This is a genomic window from Saccharopolyspora gloriosae, from assembly GCF_022828475.1.
Taxonomy (GTDB): domain Bacteria; phylum Actinomycetota; class Actinomycetes; order Mycobacteriales; family Pseudonocardiaceae; genus Saccharopolyspora_C; species Saccharopolyspora_C gloriosae_A.
Window position 1 is genome coordinate 2057712 of sequence record NZ_CP059557.1, and the last position, 16618, is coordinate 2074329.

Consider the following 16618-nt stretch of genomic DNA (forward strand, 5'->3'; position numbering starts at 1 on the left):
CTCGGGTGACGATCACAGCTTGGGCCAGGGGTTATTCTCGAAACAAGGACATTCGCGCTATCGTGGTATACGGTGTGGCGGCAGGGTGAGCCGATGAACAAGAAGGTTCACGTGAACAGGCTTGAAGCTGTGTCGTGCAGGACACAGGCAGATAGCAGGTTCCATCTGTCGCCTCGGAGGATCCGTTGCCGAAGCACAGAGTTGGCGTCTTGATTCGGAAGGGTTATGCGCGAACATCAGCGACGTCCTGCAATCCTGCGTGGTGGGCGGAGGGAGGTGCTTGCCCAGGAATTGGCAGAGCTGTTCAACCGTGGTCGATCGGTCCAGCAGCTTGCTTCAACGATCGGACGGCGCCCGGCTCTGGTACGGCGCCTGCTCGTCGAAGCCGGGGTCCGCAGCCGTAGCGGTGCGTGCATTGGGGCCAGCGACGAAGTCATATGCTCTGAGCTGGCCCAGCGCTACCGAAGCGGAGCTTCGGTGACGGCACTCATGGAGCAAACCGGACTGCACCGCCAAAGGATCCGCGCCCTGCTACGTGAAGCTGGCCTGACTCCCGAACCGCATTCCACCCGGTCTCCACTCCCGCCAGGGCTGATAGAGCGCTATCAGGCCGGTGCGAGCTTGCGACAACTGGCCCAGCAGTTCGGTCGCGACCACTGCACGATCCGAACGATGCTGATTAACGCCGGCGTCAGCTTGCGTGCCCCAGGGCGTCCCCGGACGAATGCGGCTACAGGGGGACCGCATCCATGACCGGTCATACGAGCGCCCGCAGCCACGGACGGCCCGCTAACCATGAAGGTCGGCGGGCCGCCCGGCGCTACGACTGATCAAGCCAGGCTTAAGCTCATTGGCCCCTGCGAAGCACGAGCGTCAGCAGGCTTGGATCGACGACTGTGATGAAAATTCCCACCACCGTGATACCTCCGCCGAGCAGCAACAGCGCCCGCATCGTCCGCGACATGTCGTCCAGTACCACGCCGACGAGATCCCAGAACCCCGCGATCTCGCGGGGATACGGTCGTGCATCTCCCCGGCCACCGACCGGGTGATCCGGGTCGCCTTCGTCTGGCGTGTGATTACCACGACGGCCTAGACTCATGGGTTGTTGTTCCCCTCTGCTCACTGGATTGTGGAACGACACGCGCGGTCTCCTGTGTCAGCAGGAGGCCGCGTTTTTTGCATATTCACTTCGCCGAGGCCCTCGGTGCTCCGGAGGAGCCGGGTGCGGACCGAGTCGCATAAACCTCAGTGCCCTCAACGTTACCGGAAGGCCCTTACGGGAAAACCGCGAACCCCAGGTTTGGTGACTTTGCAGCGTTACCTGCACTGCGCCGCACTCTTGGCAACGTTGCTTCCTGTTTGCGATTGTCACCCCAATGGAGTAAAAATCGTGTCTACCGGTTCGCGTAGCTGAACCCTCGGTGCCTGACGGAAAGACTCGAATCCTCCTTCTGATCATGCGGAACGCTTGTTCCGGGCGCTTGAAGTCCTCTCGTTGTGCCACCGGTCCAGGGCATCCGACCTGACGGTGGCCCTTATCGCACTTCCGTGCGCTGCCTCCAGTAGTACGAGCACGCGCGCGTCGACAGCGGCCGTCGTCGTGAATCCGGGAAACGGCGGGAGGGGAAACCCGTCGTTCAGGTGATATCCCGGAGCCTGCGGTCCGGGTTCTGTCGAGAACCGCAAATTTTCAATCCTATGAAAGTGCAGTGCCAAGAGTTCCATCGCGTCAGAAACCGAGATGCGGCGTTCGAAGTGCAACGAGGCTGTGCGAGCGTAGCGAGCGGCACCGGGTCCGTCGCTCGTTGCAACTCTGCCCCTCCGGGCGAAGGGGCAGAGTCGGGGAAACTCTGACAAGGCCGAACCGCTGCGCTGGGGCGGCCTGCCTGAGGTCGAAACGGCACTTTCAACCGCTGAGCGCGGCCCACTAGAATGCCCGCCCGGAGCATCGAGCTAGCGGCGCGTTCTCGTGTTTAGAAGTACTTACCGAACGACCCGCGCGCGCGGGGCCGATCTCCGCACGAACATGATGGAGCGCAAGAAGACGAAACCATACCCGCGTGCGCGGTCCCGATCTGCCGAAGTCCATCCCGACGGTGATGGTCGTCGAACCATCCCCGCGTGCGCGGGGCCGACGCCCACACCGCCAGCAGGTCCTCGGGGTGCGGGGAACCATCCCCGCGTGCGCGGGGCCGACTCGTCATTGAGGGCGCCGCGCTCGAACTCGTGGGAACCATCCCCGCGTGCGCGGGGCGACGTGACCCGACCGAAGAAAACGTATCCGCCCCGGGAACCATCCCCGCGTGCGCGGGGCCGACGTGTAGGACACCGCGTGCTCGGTGGCGACACCGGAACCATCCCCGCGTGCGCGGGGCCGACCCGGCGACCACCACCGTCAAGACGGCGGGCGGCGAACCATCCCCGCGTGCGCGGGGCCGACAAGTAGAGGTCGAACAGGTCTTTGTCGACCTGGGAACCATCCCCGCGTGCGCGGGGCCGACAGTCCGGTGGTTTCGAAGTCGATGACGATCTTGGAACCATCCCCGCGTGCGCGGGGCCGACCTGATGACCTGGGCGGTGCGGCTGTTGAGGGCGGAACCATCCCCGCGTGCGCGGGGCCGACACTTCTTGACCTGGTGTTTTATCTCGGGCAGGTCTGGTTTTCATTCACGCCGGATCGCGGGCCGGCGTTGAGCTTGGTCGTCGGGTTCATGTGTTCTCGGTTCGCAGTGCGGCGGCGTAGGTGGGTGTGGGCGTTGTTGTGAAGATCACCTGACTGGGTGACCAGGGAATCCTCCCACTGCGCGACCCCATTTCGCGGGCGCGGACGAAATCCTCCCAAAAATCGGTACGGGCGGTCCGGGGAGATCCACTGCATGATCGCCATTGCAACATCAAAAAGCCCGCTGACCTGCACTTTCGTGCTAGATCAGCGGGCTTCCGTGACCGTCGGGACGGCGGGATTCGAACCCACGACCCCTTGACCCCCAGCGGCGCCTGTGCGGTGGCGTGACCTGGGGAAATGGAGAATCTACTGGTGTGAGGGTGGTTGGGTGGTGTTCGGTGTGGTTGTGGTCGGTTCGGTTCCGCCTGCTCCTCCCGTTTTCCTCTCGCGGCCGCGGTCAAAGCCGGTTGTGCGAAGGCTGGTTGGAACTACTCGTCTAGCGCATACTGCGGGGCATCCGTGATCCACTCGCTGATCGCCATGAGCGAGCGGGCCCCGGTTAGCACCGCGCCGAGGCGGCCAGGCACAGCAACGCGACCGCTGGATACCGCAGTCCCCGCACATCGCGGGGATCGGTGACCAGGATCAGGGAACGCTACAGGCCAGTGGCATCGTTTGAGGTGAGGGAAACAATAGGTGAGCCCAGTTGCTCCAGCGCGGAAGGGATGGCGATGACGTTCGGGCAGGCACGGTCTCGCTCGGCTCTCATGGGTCTCGACAACCACATGACCACCAGCACCGTGCCTGCGCTGTTCTCCGGGCCCCTTGCCACACAATGGACATGACACCAAGTCGCTCACGGAGACCTGCAAACCGGACCAATCCCCATCATGCAATGCCCGGGGGCGGGCAGGCCGAGAGAGTTGACAGCTTTCACTTCATGTAGCGTCTTTGGTGACGATGATGTTGTTGAAGCTGCAGGTCGCAGAGAACTGGCGGTTGGTCTGCATCCACTCCTTTATCTCCGCCTCGATTTCAGCTTGGTTCTCTGGTGACATCTCCAGGGTGTAATTCCTGAATGCGGTACCCATCAGGAGATTCCAGCCTCCGTCGGCTGTCTTGTGATCCATTACGACATCCCGATGGGTGATCTTGACTCTCTTCTTGTGTGTCACCTCTTCGAGGAGTGTTTTTAAGAAGAGGATGTCTTCTGTGGTGCGCCAGGGTATGGAGACCTGCAGGTCTTCAGTCTTGTTTTGCGCCAAGTCCAAGAAGACGCCGGAGATGGGCGTGAGAAAGTTGCGCCCCAGGGTCATGAGCACCAATTTACCGCCAGGCTTGACGGCGCCCCACATTTTCACCAGGAAGGCTTTGAGATCTGAGGCAAAGAAGGGTCCATTGGCTGAGACGACGATGTCGTATGCGGCGGCATCGAACTGGGCTTTATCCATGTCCTCAACGAGGAATTGGATATTCTTGACTCCTGCAGCCTCTGCATTTTCTTTGGCTTCTTCGATCATGGAGGGGGAGACGTCGATGGCCAGGGCGTGTCCTGTCGGTCCTGCGAGCTCCGCCGCCTTGACGATCGAGTCGCCCGTCCCGCAGGGCAGATCGAGTATCCGGTCGCCTTCTTTCACTGCCATGTCGGCCAGCAGTGGGTCGCGTATCACCTTGGGGAAGTCGTTCTGGATTTTGGTGTACTCGTTTGCCGCCTTCTGGAACGTGCCGTGAGAGTCGAATCCAGTCATTCCTAGAATTCCCTTCAGGTCTGTAAGCCCGTAATGGCGGGTGGGCGGTCGCGCTAACTGGAATGCGTGCTGGCAAGCTCCATCTGCACCCCTGGTTTGGGGCGAGTGTTTCCGAGGGTATCTAGAAGGATGCAGGAGAAGGTGAATCCCGCCCCAGGGTCATTGCGGAGATGGGGATTCCTGGTGGGCATGCCAGGTGCGGGTTTCGTGGAGAGTTGGTCAGCTGGTTTTCTAAGTTCAGCCAGTATCACAATAATGCGGCTGACGATCGAATAACCTATTTCTTCCTCCGTGAATCGCGCAAGAGAACCGCTGAAGCGCCGCACCTCGCTGTGCGACGGACAGTTATTCAACATCAGTTCTTCAAGGCTGGTAATTCGGCGGCTTTAATTCGGCCGCGTCCCACACGTTCATTTTGGGAGCATGGCACTGATGGAGGAAGTGTCTTCTGATCGTGGTGGTGCGAACACCACCTGTGCGGAGAACCGGATCCGTGGCCCCGAGTGAGAACACAGGGCGGGCCGGACACGCCGACATACGTCCCAAGTCGGCACTCGGCATCACACCAGCCCACGGCTCAGGCTGCCCCGGTGTGAGAAGCTGCATGTCAACCGACGTGATCCTTTATTTCTGCTGTTCAGGCATGGTTTCGCTCGAGCCGAGGGAGGCATTGCGACGCTTGTGTCCGCTTCATGGTCGAAGGGTGCGCGGTCCAATGCCGTGACTCTCTTGGTGATCTTTGCGTCCCTCTGCGCGACGCCGAGGGTGGTGCAGAGGGCCCGAAAGCAGGTGATTCGGCGGCGGGCCCGTGGCGGGGTCGCTGATCCGGTCAGCGACACGGGTGACGTTGTAGGCCATGCCGGTGAAGACGTGCTGTACGTGGGTCTTGGCCATGCCGCGGTAGCGGGGCCGGCGCAGGCCGTGGACGCGGACGTTCTGGGAGAGCGTTGCTACGATGCCAGCCCGGATCGCGTAACGCCGTTGCCAGTCCTCGGTCTGCTGGTCAAGCCGGTTTCTGGTCTGGATCTCGTGGTGCGGTCGGGGCATACCCGGCAGTCCGCTTCGGCGAACCGGCCTGGAGGTAGTCGTGCCCGCTGATCCTCAAGGGTTCCTGTTCGGGTAAATGACCTGCTGGTTCTCCCAGTCGATGGTGAAGGCCGACTTGCTGAAGCCCGTTTTCGCCCGCGCCTGGGGCTGTTGTCGGGTACGGCCGGGCCAAGCAGGGTGATGCCGTGGATCTGCTGGGCGCGCGTGATGTGCTCGGGTGTGGTGTAGCTGGCGTCGACGACGTGCCCGTCCGGCAGTAACAGGCCGCGCGGGCTGTCTGCACCGTCTCCCACGGAATGCGCTGGTGATCTTTCCCGCCGCAGCGACATGATCTTCACCCTCGCCAGCAGTTCCGCCCCGCTGCCCATTAGTGAACCAAAAAGATCTGCTCGACCGTCTGCCCTGCGAAGATTCGGGGCGAGGACAACAAGATCCACTATGTGTCGCATGTGACGTTCGGCGAAGGTGCTTGGCTTTCCTTGGGTGCCCCGTCGGTCCAGCGGACGCGCAGGATCCGGGGGCCTCGTATGAGCAGGCCCTGGCGCCAGGGGAGGGACGCCGGGTCCGAGTCCAGGGCCAGGTCTGGGCAGCGTTCGAGGAGTGCGGTGATCGCGGTCGCCGCCTGGATCCGGGCGAGGGGGGCGCCCAGGCAGTAGTGGATGCCATGGCCGAAGGAGAGGTGGCCGCCCGTGGCCCGGCGGATGTCGAAGCGGTTCGGGTCCGGGAAGCGGGCGGCGTCTCGTCCGGCGTCGGCGAGAGCGATCAGCACCAGCTCACCACCCCCCGGGACGGTCACTCCGCCGATCTTCACCGACCCGGTGGTGAATCGGTACGTCGTCGTCTCGACCGGGGTCTCGTAGCGAAGCATCTCCTCCACCGCGTTGTCGATGAGGCCGAAGTCGGCCCGCAGAGCCGCGAGTTGGTCCGGACGGCGGAGCAGGGCGAGGACACCCGATGCGATGAGGTTGACGGTGGTCTCGAAGCCAGTGACCAGCAACAGCCAGGCCATGCCGATGAGTTCGTCGGAGGACAGGCGGTCGCCGTCCTCGTCGGTGGTGCGGCAGATGAGGGCACTGATCAGGTCGTCGCCGGGGCGGCCGCGCTTCTCGTCGATCATGCCGACCAGATAGGCGGTCATCGCGCCGGTCGCGGCGAGGCGGATGTCGCGGTCCGGGCTGCTTAGGGCCTGTTCGGCCCAGGTGCGGAAGGAGCCGCGGTCCAGGGAGGGGACACCGAGGAGTTCGCAGATGATGCCGATCGCGAGCGGGAAGGCGAGGGCCTCGACGAGATCGGCGCGTCCGTCGGGCGACGAGAGCATGGTGTCGAGGAGTTCGTCAGTCAGGGCTTCCACGCGCGGCAGGAGAGTCTCCACGCGGCGCGGGGTGAACTCACTGGAGACCAGTCCGCGCAGCCGGGTGTGGTCCGGCGGGTCCGAGCTGAGCAGGTTGTGGCCGGAGGACAGCCGGGTCAACGGCAAATCGGTAGATGCGTGTTTCCAGTCTTTGGACAGCGTGGGGTTGATGAGGGTGTCTTTGCAGGCCTCGTACCCGACGACGAGCCAGACATCCGCGCCCTCGGGGACCCGTACACGGTGCACGGGTCCGCGGGCACGGAGTTCCGCGTAGACGGGGTGGGGATTCCTGAAGAATTCCTCGCCGAACGCCCCGAAGTCTGCCGCGATGTCCATTCTCATGGTGAGCTGCTTCCCTTGATCGGTGCTGGATTCACGAAGCGGTCAGCCATACGATGTTCACGAACAGGCAACAGGCGTTCCACGTCTGTATAAACGTGTTTCCACGCGCATGCCGCTACCGCCGTACCGCTTTACGGCTCTTCGGAGAGGTTTCGCTTCTCGAACACTTCCCGGGCTGTACTGATGGCGTTGAGGACGTGCGGGAAGCCGACGTACGCGGTCACCTGTGTCAGGGTCTCCACGACCTGGGCCGGGATCAGGCCGACGTTGAGGGCGGCTCCGATGTGCACGGCCAGCTGCGGCGCCGTGTCACCGAAGGCCGTCAGGGCGGCGACGGTGACGAGCTGCTTGCGCTGCGGCGAGAGCCACGGCCGGTGGTAAATGTCGCCAAAGGAGAACTCGACGATGTACCGGGCCAGGTCGGGAGAGATGTCCTTCAGAGAGGCCACGACGTCCAGACCGTGCCGGCCGTCGATCCTGACCAGGTTCTCGGCGCCGCGCTCGTAGCGGTCGCGGTCGTCGTCCATGGCCACCGGGTCGACGGTGACACCGTGGTCGGCGAAGACGGCCCGGGCGACGCCGATCGCGTTGAGCGCGCGCGGGAAGCCCGTGAAGGGGACCAGATGGACGAGGGCTTCCACGATCTCCACGGGGGTGACGCCGACCCGGAGGGCCGCGTCGATGTGGAAATTCAGCTGGGGGGCGGCGTCCCCCAGTGCGGCGAGCGCGCCGACCGTGGCCAGCTCGCGCTCCTGCAGGTCGAGTCCGGGGCGATCGAAGATGTCAGCGTAGGCCCACTCGACGACGAAGCGGCCGAGGTCCGGGGCGATGTCGGCCAGCGCGTCGACGATGGCGGCGCCGCGCGCGCCGGACATCTCACCGAGCATGGCGAGGCCACGCTCGAATCGGTTGTCGGTTTGCGCGGACGGGGAATTAGACTCATTCATACTGCACCAGGTTAGTAATTGGAGTGCACACCAAGCAATTTATGATAATTCAGACAGTCCCGACCGCGACGACATTTCCCTCGCTGATGTAACCGTCCGGGTGGCGCAACGGGTGCGCCGCGTCCTCCGGATTGAGGAACGGCGCCCAGTCGCCCGGAATCCCTAGATTCCGCGCCTGCCGCGCGAAACGTGCGCACGCGTTGCCGTAGAACCGCAGGGCCGTAGGGGAAAGCGGGGCGTAATGCTCCATAAGGATCGTGCGCTGCCACACCGAACGGAGACCGGCCTCGCGGAGTTGGCGATACAGGTCGCGGCCGCGCAGCAGCTGTCGCGCGTACCCGGGGGACACTGCGGACGCGCGGAAGAAGTCGGTGATGAGGAACGCGTCCGCGGGGCGTACGGTGCTTAGCGTGCCGTCGACGTCCTTGACCGCGACCAGCCCCCGGGCCGGGTGACCCGGCGGAACTCCGAGAGAGCGCGGGCCAGTTCGGCGTCGTCGAGGTACTGGGTGGTGTTCGCGCACCATACGGCGTCGAACGAGGCGTCCGGGTAGGGCAGTCGGAGCACACTGCCCTGCCGTATCTCCGTCCGCAGCCGGGCCTGATGGTTCCGCATCCGCTCGGAGGCCCGCTCGGCGTTCTCCCAGGCCAGATCGAGGGCGGAGATCCGGCCCCGTTCGCCGACGAGTTCCGCGAGCCAGGGCAGAAAGGTGCCGCTCCCGCAGCCCGCGTCCAGGACGTGCCAGCCGGCGCGGATTCCGACACCTTCCACGGCCTCCCGGTAGGCGTCGGCGCAGGCTTCGAAGTGAGGATCGACGATCTCCTCGTGGGTGAAGGCCAAGCCGGTGGAGGTTGTGTAGCCGAGTGCCGCGTGATCCTTTGTCAGCATGCTTTCGCTCCACCCGGGCAGGAGGCCTGCGCCACGGCGAGGAGGCCGGTGAGGATCTCCACGGTTTTTCCGGGTGCCTCCAGTGGGGCAAGGTGGCCGACCCTGGGGAGGGTGACGAGTCGGCCCCTGGACAGGGCGGCGGCTGTCTCGCGGGACTCGTCGACGGTGACGAGCTCGTCCTCCTCGCCATGGACGACCACGGCGGGCACGTCCGTCGTGCTCAGGGCGGCAAGGGAAGCCTCGCGGGCGGCGATGGCCCGCTGGGCCCACGCGACGGAGTGCGGCCCGGCCGTCTGGGCCAGGGCCGTCACCTGGGCTAGCAGCCGGGGCTGCTGGGCCCGGGTGGTGGCGCCGAGCAGGGACGAGGTGGTGTCCATGACGATCCTGGCGCGCAGGGAGTCATCGCTGATCAGGTCGGCGAAGCGGAGGCGCGCCGCGGTCCCCTCCGGCGTGTCGGCCGTGCACCGGGACGCGAACAGAGCCAGTGCGCGGACGCGGTGCGGATGACGGCGCAGGAACGACATCGCCGTATAGCCGCCCATCGAGCAGCCGACGACGACCGCCGAGTCGAGACCGCGGCGGTCGAGTTCGAGGGCCAGGCCGTCGGCGACCAGGTCGAGGGAGGGGGCGGCATCCGCCGGGAGCGGGGTACCGCCGAAGCCGCGCTGGTCGATGGAAAGGACGCGGTGGCCGCGGGCTCGCAGTGCCCGGGCGGACTCGTCCCACATGGACGAGTCGAGAGGCAGGGCGTGGAGCAGGATGACGGGGAGGCCCGCGCCGGTCTTCGAGTCGCTCATCGTCGGGCCGCCCGTTCCGCGTCGCCGACGAACCGCCGGGCCCGCTCGGGTAGTCGGGTGCCGCGCAGCCAGGCGAGGGCTACCGGCGAGGGGGGCAGGTCGTGCACCGGGACCACCTTGATGTCGGGCGGCAGGACCGCGTCGAGGGACTGGAAGGACACATGCATCGCGAGAGTGCTCCGGAGCAGTTCCACTAGGGCGGGCACGGTGGTCATGGTGTGCGTACGGCGGATGGCACGGCCAGCCCGGGTGTGCGGCGGTACGACGAGATCCCAGACATTCGGTGGAAAGTCGCCGGGGCACCGGAAGCCTTCGTAGTCGGCGACCTGTTCGAGGGAGACCGACTCCTGGGCCGCCAGGGGGTGATGGGTGCCGACGAGCACGGCACGGCCGTCCCAGGCGACGCGTTGGCTGAGCGCGATGTCCGGATCGAGCGGGTCGTACTTGACGAGCATGAGGTCCGTAGCCCCGGCACGCAGCAGCGTGAACGGCTCAGAGACCTCGTAGGGGACGTACTCGATCGACGACTCCGGCTGGCCGGCGGCGGCCACGATGCGAGCGGCGAGGTGGGTGGAGCCGTGTACGCCGAGTCGGAGGTTCCGGGGCGGGACGGAGGCTGTACCGGCGGCCGCGGGTGTGCGGGTGGTCATAGGTCAGACCTCCGTGGTTAGTCCCGCGTAGGCCTGGAGTTCGTCCGGGCGGTGGACGTCGGTGTCTACGCGGAGCATGGCGAACTCGCGGGCCAGGCCGCTCAGTCGGGGCACGAATCGCAGGGTCAGGCGGTCGCCGGGGTGGATCAGCCCGCCCAGGACGGCCTCGGCGAGCAAATGGTTGATGTGCACGAGGGCGTGCGCGACGGTCACCCTGGCGGTGGCGATGTACAGGTCGCGGTGGACGGCGGGGCGGGACCAGCCGACACCGGACGCGGTCGCCGTACGCGGGACGGTCACCGTGGCCGCGGGTATCGCGGTCAGCTCGTGTCCGGCCTCGAAGGTCTTGAGGAGGCGACGCAGTGTGGCCGTCGCCGCGCCCGGCGCTGGACCGCACCAGGCCACCGAGCCATCGCCCGCGACGTGGTCGAAGGTGAACCGCTCACGCAGGCTGGCCGGGCTGCCGGCCAGGAACAGGGTGCGGGTGAAGGAGCTGCGCCAGGCGTCACGCGCCTCCGGCGCCAGGGGGAGCGCGAAGGCGCAGGTCTCGCGCACCCAGCGGGGCAGATCGAGCTGGCCTACGACGACCACGGCCAGCACCTCGGTGTCGTCGTCCGCGTTGTGGAAGCCGGCTCGGAGCGCCCTCAGAGCCTGGGCGCTGGACAGATCGAACCGGTCAGCCAGTTCGGGGCGGGCGGCGCGGACGCGGTCCAGAGCGGAGCGCAGGAGAGCGGCGTGGGGCGGGGCGAGCACGGTCGCGGGAGCGAGCGTGTCCGAGGGGGCGGAAACCGTGTGGGCGAGGTCCGTCGGTTCGGGGGAACTGGTCACAGGTACACCGCCGACAAAAGTTCGGGATCGGGAGCGGGCCGTCCACGGCCCAGGAGGGAACAGGTGAGCTGGTAGGGGGCGACATAGGCGTGGCCCCGCCGGTGCCGGTCGAGAGTGTCGAACAGATCTCCGGTGCCGACCGCGACGGCGGCCCGGGAACGCTTGAGGAGTCGGGCGGCCATAGTCAGGGAGTTCCGCAGCAGGTCGTGCCGGAACGACTCGCGCTGACCGGGGCCGAGGGTCGCCACGAAGTACAGGCGCATGCCGAGCCGCAGCGCCTCGGTGTCGTCGCCGCACGTCTCGGCAGCCTCGCCGAGTAGCGCGCCGGCCGTGTGCCCGCGCCAGCCGCCGTACCGGGCCGAGGCGATCCGTCCGTCGATGGGTACCCTCCCCACGGGCACCCGGCGCACTGTGGGCCCGAGGCGGGTCAGGACGAGGTTAAGTAACTGGTAGTCGGTGTCCAGCTCACGGTCGTAGAGCAGGACGACCTCGTCGTACCAGGGCACGAGCGGAAGCAACTCGCGCAGGGCGCAGGCGAGGTAGTTGGGCCGGCCGTCCGAGGTGATGATGCGGCGCAGGGGCATGCCGTCCCGGGTGAGGTCGAGGTAGACCGGACCGCCGCAGTCGCGCTGGTCGAGGACGAGGCCCGTGGCGGAGAGCTGTTCGACCATCTCCTCCAGGGCGAGGCCCGGCGGCTGGTGTTCCTTGAGGCCGGGGTCGTGCATGCCGAGCTGCTCGTAGTGCCCGGCCCACAGCTCCAGCAGGCGTCGACTCGCGGGGTGGGTCCAGCCGCTGTGCTCGATGGCGTCCCGGTACGGTCGCAGCGCCCGCGCGCCCTGCGGTTGCTCCTCGGCTCGGTAGCGAACGTAGAGTTCGCCGATCTCCTCCTCGGAGAGCTGTGCGTAGTCGGTCTCGCCACGGGTGCGGTCGAGGTACTCCCAGAAGCCGACCGTCTGCTCGGTGACGTGGTAAGTGGTGTGGCTGTATCGGTACGTCACCTCGGCGAGCGGCACCGTGGCCCGGAACATGACGTCGGTCCACAGTAGACCCTTGAGGTGACTGGGGGTCAGGGGTTTTGTGGGGGTCACCGTGACCGGGGCGAGCAGGACGTTCTTGCGGGGCGGCATCTTCATCCTTCTTTCCGCACGGTGGCTGTGATGGTCTCCAGGAGTTCGGTCCGGGTGGGAGGCGTGGTTTCGGGAGGCGGGGCGGGGTCCGCGGGCACTTGTCGTACCCGGCTCGGGAAGTGCTCGTCGGCGAAGATCCGCGCGGGGGTGGTCAGGCTCGCCTGGGCGCGGGTGACTCCCTGCCATACGACCGGATCGGTGGCTGCCGCCTCGCTCGCCGCCGCCCAGAGATCCGGGGGGACCGGCGGCATTGGGGGGCGCCGGGACGCCGGGGGCACACCCGTCGCCGCCCGCCACTGCTCGACCCGCGTCCACGAGTCGTGGATGCCCTGTTCGTACCAGGGGCGCAGGAGTTCGTCGGTGAGGTCCGCGGCGGCACGGCCCAGCTCGGCCGCCGCGGACGGGTGCCGGCCGATCAGACCCGCGAGTCGGAAGGCATGGGTGAGGGCGAGGGAGAGCCCGCGGCCGAACATCGGGTCCGTGACGCAGGCGGCGTCTCCGACCCGGAGGAGGCCCATTAGGGGCGAGGTACCCCGCAGGAGGTTCGGCGGCATGCCGATCACTCGCACCGGCCCCATCGGCTCCACGGCGTTCTCGTCGACCCACGGGAGGAGGTACGGCGAGATCCGGCAGACGGCGGTGAAGGCGCCGGGGTCGCGCAGTGCCGTCGTGGCATGGTCGTCCGGCAGGGTGCCGAGGGTGATGGCGAACACGTCGTTGTCCGCCGGGTGCGCCACGGCCGAGTAGTGGCCCCAGATGCCGCCGGCCGCGTTGCCCCGGTTGAGCGGGCCCGGCGGCGAACCGCCGGGTTCGCGCAGCCGGTAGAAGCGGCCGAAGGCGCGCAGGTGACTGGCGCCGGTGAGGTCTTCCCCGGCAGGGATGCCGGCTGCGGCGAGCCAGGTCCGGGACGCACAGCGGCGGCCGGAGGCGTCTACGACCAGGTCGGCGGCGAGGGTTTTGCCGGAGTTCGTGACGACTCCGGTCGCCCGATCGTCGTTGAGCAGGAGTCCGGTGACCACGGTGTCGTGGCTGATGGTCACCGTGGGCAGGGCGCTCGCGCAGCGGTGGAGGACGAGGTCCAGCACCGAGCGACGGCAGGACAGGGTGATCAGGTCCGGGTCGTCGACTTCTCCGGGTGCCGCCGTTCTGAGGTCCAGCAGCCGCGCCCCGTCCTCCAACAGCGCGGTCAGCACCCCCGGCGCGTGCCGCCGCAGCGTCTTTACCCCGAGCGCGGTGAGGATATGGTCGTGTGCCGCTTGTGGCACTGCCGGTCGCCGCCACAACTCCGCGCTCTTGCGGACGGGCCCGTCCGGGGGCATCTCTCCCCGTTCCAGAACCCGGACCCGGTGACCGCGTCCGCCGAGCGCCAGAGCCAGGGCGAGACCGGCGGTGCCGCCGCCTACGATCACGATGGCCCCCATGGTCAGCGTCGCCGACCATGCACGAAGAACACCCGGCGTACTTCGGTGACTTCGCGCGGCGGCACCGGGTCCGGCCACCGTCCGTAGTCGGCGTCGGGCTCGCCCGGCTGGATGGCGCGAACGTCGAAGCCGTACTGCGCGAACAGTGTCTCCGGCTCGTCGGTGCCGAACACCCAAGGACACCCCCAACCGGCAAACACGTCGAGCAGGGCTTGTATATGAGGGAGCGTCAGCGCGGACCGGTTGACGATGTCGGCCGCGATTCGGCTGCCGGGTGCGGAGATCGCCGCGACCCGCTCCAGCATGCGGCGGGAGTCGGCCTCGGGGATGTAGTAGAGCAGGCCCTCCAGCAGCCAAGTCGAGGGCACGGTGGAGTCGTAACCGGCCGCGCCGAGCCGGTCCTCCCAGCCGTCGTCGTTGAGGTCGACGGCGACCGTGCGGTGGTCGATTCGGGGTGGGACCCCGCGTAGCCGCTCGGCCTTGAAGTCGAGCACCGACGGGCGGTCGACCTCGAAGTAGCGGATGCGGTCGGGCCAGGACAGCCGGTAGGCGCGCGAGTCCATCCCGGCCGGGGCCAGCACGATCTGAGTGGTCTCCGGTGCGCGGGCGGCGTCTTGCAGCAGATCGTCGAAGAACCGGGTGCGGATGGCGTTGTAGTCCGGGGTGCTGGGCAGGGAGCGCGGCCGGTCCGAAGGGTAGGTCGCGGCCCGGATCTCGGCCAGCAGGTCCGGCCCCTCGTCTCCAGCCAGTCCGGCGGCGTATGGGTCTTCGTAGAGCCGGCCCGGGCGGCGGGTCTCCGCCGCGCGGAGGGCTGCGGTGAGTAGGGCGGTCCGTTCGACGGGGTCGAGCAAAGGCATGGAGGTTCCTCGTCTGGGACGGTTCGAGAACGGGAGGTGCATTGGCGGGACCGCGCCCGGCAGGCCTCGCGGGCCCTGCAGGGCGCGGTTCGGCACGCCGGACAGACTTCGGTTTCTCGGGCACAGCCGTGTCCACCTCGCCCGGGTAGTGCCCTGCCGCCCGGGGTGTACAGCAAACTTCCGGCAGAGACGGAGCAGGCCACCGGCTCCGCGCAGGGTGGGAGCGAGCCGGAGATCAAAATAAGCACGCTCGCATCAGCCCGTCGGACAGCGGGCGGGAGTCAGCCTTCCGGATGTCCGTCGTAGACGCGGATCTTGTACTTGGTGGTCTCCAGCGCCAGGCCGAGTTCACGGATCTGTCGCGTGATTCGTTCCTGCTGGGCGAGCATGATGCGGCGGCGTTCCGGGATGGTGCTCGGGCCCTGCTCGACGAGCAGGATGTAGCGCTTGAGATCGGTCATGGTCATGCCCGACAGGCGCATCCGAGTGAGGAAGACGAGGCGGCGCAGGTCGAACGCGGAGTACTCGCGGTATCCGGAGGCGTTGCGAGCGGGCCGCACGAGCCCCTCCTGCTCGTAGTACCGGAGGGTGGGCGTAGACAGGCCGACAAGCCGGGCGGCCTCGGCGACGCTTTTGGGCATCGGCGAGGATTCGATCGTGGCGTCGTCGAGCAGCTCGTGCAGCGCATCGATCGCCGACGAGGATGGCCCGTCGCTGGCAGCGAGGATGCGTTCGATCAGCGCTTCAGTGGCCATGGCCCACAGTTTACGGGGATCAGAAGGCGCGCACCGCGGGCTGCATGCCTGGGAAGTCCGCCGACTCGCTCGCAGCTGCCCATTTCTCGACGTCGTCGAGCGCACCGCGGTAGACGCGGGTGAGATTGCGAACCGCCTCGGCACCGAGCGGGAGCCGGAGCGGCGCGTCGGGGGTGTTGAGCATGTCGCGGATCACCTGGGCCGCGCGTGCCGGGTCGCCCTCCTGGATGCCGTCGGCCTCGGCCATGTTCGCGCGCACGGCACCGATGGTCTCGTCGTAGATCGAGCTCTGCTGCACCGTGTTGAGCACGTCGGTGGCATTGAATGCGGTGCGGAAGCGACTGGGCTCGACTATGAGGACGCGGATGCCGAACGGTGCGACCTCGCCCGCGAGCGCCTCCGACCAGCCTTCGAGTGCGAACTTGCCTGCTGAGTAGCTGCCGACGGCGGGGAACGACAGCCGCCCGCCCTGGCTGCTCATCTGCACGATTGCACCCGTGCGACGCTCCCGCAGGTGGGGCAGCACGGCACGCACATAGGCAGCCGGGCCGAACAGGTGCTGCTCGAGCATGGTTCGCAGCGCGGCATCCGTGACCTCTTCGGCGGCGCCGACCTGTCCGGCGCCGGCATTGTTGACGAGCACGTCGACGCGTCCGAACACCTCCAGCGCCCGCTGTACGACCGCGTCCGCTCCGGCTGTGTCGCGCACATCGTGCTCGATGGCGAGCAGCCGGCCCCCGTACCGCGCCTTGAGCTCGTCGAACCGGGCGGCCCGTCGCGCGGTCCCGACCACATGCTCGCCGGCGGCGAGTGCCGCCTCGGCGAGCGCCAGGCCGAGGCCCGAACTCGCGCCCGTGATGAGCCATGTCTGCGTCTCATTCGTCATGGCCCCGACGCTAAAGCTTCGAGCGCGCTTGAAGGCAAGCCGCACTCAGGATCGGGAGGCGACGAGCGGTCCGGCCAGCTTGATGCAATGCTCGCCGATCTCGGTCTCGGCGCGGTGCACGCCGGGGGACGAGGGGAGGTTGCGCGCACGTCGTGCGGCTCGGGAACCAACGGTACGGCGACCCGACACGGCGATGGACCAAGAAAACACCGCGGTCCGGTACCACGACGACACGGGCGGCCAGCCGCGCAGCACTGAGTTCTCCGCACGTCCAGCGATTGCGATGAGCAGGGTGGATGGGGTGAG

At 67.2% G+C, this 16618-nt stretch carries 16 protein-coding genes; 1 reads left to right on the plus strand and 15 read right to left on the minus strand.

Going from position 1 to position 16618, the window contains the following annotated elements; genetic code table 11:
* Positions 1-225: 225 nt before the first annotated feature.
* The gene (locus H2Q94_RS30875) at positions 226-753 is read left to right on the plus strand and encodes a helix-turn-helix domain-containing protein (protein ID WP_397545445.1); all 528 of its coding nucleotides are present in this window, start codon (positions 226-228) and stop codon (positions 751-753) included.
* 94 nt (positions 754-847) lie between these two features.
* Here H2Q94_RS30875 and H2Q94_RS08675 read toward each other — a convergent pair whose 3' ends face one another.
* The 15 genes from H2Q94_RS08675 to H2Q94_RS08740 all read right to left on the minus strand — a co-directional run bounded on the left by H2Q94_RS08675 (position 848) and on the right by H2Q94_RS08740 (position 16312).
* On the minus strand, positions 848-1144 hold the full coding sequence (locus H2Q94_RS08675; RefSeq protein ID WP_243793842.1) for a hypothetical protein: 297 nt from the start codon (positions 1142-1144) through the stop codon (positions 848-850).
* 2462 nt (positions 1145-3606) lie between these two features.
* Entirely contained in the window at positions 3607-4416 is an 810-nt protein-coding gene (locus H2Q94_RS08680) for a class I SAM-dependent methyltransferase (RefSeq protein ID WP_243793843.1), read from the minus strand.
* A gap of 690 nt (positions 4417-5106) precedes the next feature.
* Entirely contained in the window at positions 5107-5463 is a 357-nt protein-coding gene (locus H2Q94_RS30880) for a transposase (protein WP_397545446.1), read from the minus strand.
* A gap of 436 nt (positions 5464-5899) precedes the next feature.
* Positions 5900-7150: a cytochrome P450 family protein gene (locus tag H2Q94_RS08685; protein ID WP_243793844.1), complete on the minus strand. Its 1251-nt coding sequence runs from the start codon at positions 7148-7150 to the stop codon at positions 5900-5902.
* Between the two features lie 137 nt (positions 7151-7287).
* Positions 7288-8031, minus strand: a complete 744-nt coding sequence (locus H2Q94_RS08690) for a carboxymuconolactone decarboxylase family protein (protein ID WP_243793845.1) — start codon at positions 8029-8031, stop codon at positions 7288-7290.
* Between the two features lie 121 nt (positions 8032-8152).
* Positions 8153-8452, minus strand: coding sequence for a hypothetical protein (locus tag H2Q94_RS08695; RefSeq protein WP_243793846.1), 300 nt, complete (start codon positions 8450-8452; stop codon positions 8153-8155).
* Positions 8453-8508: 56 nt separating this feature from the next.
* Positions 8509-8991, minus strand: coding sequence for a class I SAM-dependent methyltransferase (locus H2Q94_RS08700; protein WP_243793847.1), 483 nt, complete (start codon positions 8989-8991; stop codon positions 8509-8511).
* Positions 8985-9788: an alpha/beta fold hydrolase gene (locus H2Q94_RS08705; protein ID WP_243793848.1), complete on the minus strand. Its 804-nt coding sequence runs from the start codon at positions 9786-9788 to the stop codon at positions 8985-8987. The genes H2Q94_RS08700 and H2Q94_RS08705 overlap by 7 nt, the downstream gene beginning before the upstream one ends.
* Positions 9785-10438 (minus strand): LysR substrate-binding domain-containing protein, encoded by a 654-nt coding sequence (locus tag H2Q94_RS08710; RefSeq protein WP_243793849.1) that lies wholly within the window; start codon positions 10436-10438, stop codon positions 9785-9787. Before H2Q94_RS08710 ends, H2Q94_RS08705 begins: the two co-directional genes overlap by 4 nt.
* Positions 10439-10441: 3 nt before the next feature.
* Positions 10442-11266: a DUF6182 family protein gene (locus H2Q94_RS08715; RefSeq protein ID WP_243793850.1), complete on the minus strand. Its 825-nt coding sequence runs from the start codon at positions 11264-11266 to the stop codon at positions 10442-10444.
* On the minus strand, positions 11263-12399 hold the full coding sequence (locus H2Q94_RS08720; RefSeq protein WP_243793851.1) for a hypothetical protein: 1137 nt from the start codon (positions 12397-12399) through the stop codon (positions 11263-11265). Before H2Q94_RS08720 ends, H2Q94_RS08715 begins: the two co-directional genes overlap by 4 nt.
* Positions 12396-13802 (minus strand): NAD(P)/FAD-dependent oxidoreductase, encoded by a 1407-nt coding sequence (locus H2Q94_RS08725; protein WP_243793852.1) that lies wholly within the window; start codon positions 13800-13802, stop codon positions 12396-12398. Before H2Q94_RS08725 ends, H2Q94_RS08720 begins: the two co-directional genes overlap by 4 nt.
* Positions 13803-13816: 14 nt before the next feature.
* Positions 13817-14671 (minus strand): SAM-dependent methyltransferase, encoded by an 855-nt coding sequence (locus H2Q94_RS08730; protein ID WP_243793853.1) that lies wholly within the window; start codon positions 14669-14671, stop codon positions 13817-13819.
* 281 nt (positions 14672-14952) lie between these two features.
* Complete coding sequence (locus tag H2Q94_RS08735) at positions 14953-15426, minus strand: MerR family transcriptional regulator (protein ID WP_243793854.1); 474 nt, start codon at positions 15424-15426, stop codon at positions 14953-14955.
* Positions 15427-15445: 19 nt separating this feature from the next.
* Positions 15446-16312, minus strand: coding sequence for an SDR family NAD(P)-dependent oxidoreductase (locus H2Q94_RS08740; protein WP_243793855.1), 867 nt, complete (start codon positions 16310-16312; stop codon positions 15446-15448).
* Positions 16313-16618 lie beyond the last annotated feature (306 nt).

What these genes read in the sequence shown, in the direction of transcription:
- H2Q94_RS30875 (WP_397545445.1), top strand. Translation starts at nt 226, where the DNA reads ATGCGCGAACATCAGCGACGTCCTGCAATCCTGCGTGGTGGGCGGAGG.
- H2Q94_RS08720 (WP_243793851.1), bottom strand. Translation starts at nt 12,399, where the DNA reads ATGAAGATGCCGCCCCGCAAGAACGTCCTGCTCGCCCCGGTCACGGTG.
- H2Q94_RS08685 (WP_243793844.1), bottom strand. Translation starts at nt 7,150, where the DNA reads ATGGACATCGCGGCAGACTTCGGGGCGTTCGGCGAGGAATTCTTCAGG.
- H2Q94_RS08735 (WP_243793854.1), bottom strand. Translation starts at nt 15,426, where the DNA reads ATGGCCACTGAAGCGCTGATCGAACGCATCCTCGCTGCCAGCGACGGG.
- H2Q94_RS08740 (WP_243793855.1), bottom strand. Translation starts at nt 16,312, where the DNA reads ATGACGAATGAGACGCAGACATGGCTCATCACGGGCGCGAGTTCGGGC.
- H2Q94_RS08705 (WP_243793848.1), bottom strand. Translation starts at nt 9,788, where the DNA reads ATGAGCGACTCGAAGACCGGCGCGGGCCTCCCCGTCATCCTGCTCCAC.
- H2Q94_RS08680 (WP_243793843.1), bottom strand. Translation starts at nt 4,416, where the DNA reads ATGACTGGATTCGACTCTCACGGCACGTTCCAGAAGGCGGCAAACGAG.
- H2Q94_RS08690 (WP_243793845.1), bottom strand. Translation starts at nt 8,031, where the DNA reads ATGTCCGGCGCGCGCGGCGCCGCCATCGTCGACGCGCTGGCCGACATC.
- H2Q94_RS30880 (WP_397545446.1), bottom strand. Translation starts at nt 5,463, where the DNA reads ATGCCCCGACCGCACCACGAGATCCAGACCAGAAACCGGCTTGACCAG.
- H2Q94_RS08710 (WP_243793849.1), bottom strand. Translation starts at nt 10,438, where the DNA reads ATGACCACCCGCACACCCGCGGCCGCCGGTACAGCCTCCGTCCCGCCC.
- H2Q94_RS08730 (WP_243793853.1), bottom strand. Translation starts at nt 14,671, where the DNA reads ATGCCTTTGCTCGACCCCGTCGAACGGACCGCCCTACTCACCGCAGCC.
- H2Q94_RS08700 (WP_243793847.1), bottom strand. Translation starts at nt 8,991, where the DNA reads ATGCTGACAAAGGATCACGCGGCACTCGGCTACACAACCTCCACCGGC.